At 61.6% G+C, this 404-nt stretch carries 1 protein-coding gene; it reads right to left on the bottom strand.

Annotated elements, in window-relative coordinates:
- Positions 1–404, bottom strand: a 404-nt coding sequence (locus BIU91_RS18755; protein ID WP_216099636.1) for a hypothetical protein, incomplete at both ends; no start/stop codon positions are given.

The following is a 404-nucleotide window of genomic DNA, read 5'->3' as shown; positions in this document are numbered from 1 at the left end:
AAATCGTTGCCACACCGATTCGATGCCTGCTCCGCCATCTACCACCCTCTGCTTCATGTAGGCCGGGTCATGCAGCAGACGTTCAAACTCCGCCAGGTGTTCCTTACGGCCAGCCAAGGCCGCTATCTCTCTTTCCGTGAGCGGGGTCTCGAGCGCCGACTCGATGATGGGAAGGATGTCATCGCGCGAGCGTCCTCTAAGCGCTGCAGCGAGTTCCGCGTCGCCCGCTTCAACAACGCGGAAGGCGGAGCCGTCGACCTCGATCGTTGCGAGGTTGACGAGGTAGGCCATCAAGCGCATGAAGTTCTCGTGCCCACCATCAGTGTCGACGAGCGCCTTGATGACGTGGCTCCCGCGGATCTTGCCCGTTTCCCAGTCCTGGGTCGCGCGCTTGCTCTTGTCGC

Origin of the sequence: Curtobacterium sp. MMLR14_002, assembly GCF_001864975.1 — a bacterium.
In the GTDB taxonomy this organism is placed as follows: domain Bacteria; phylum Actinomycetota; class Actinomycetes; order Actinomycetales; family Microbacteriaceae; genus Curtobacterium; species Curtobacterium flaccumfaciens.
This window is presented reverse-complemented; position numbering and strand designations above follow the sequence as displayed.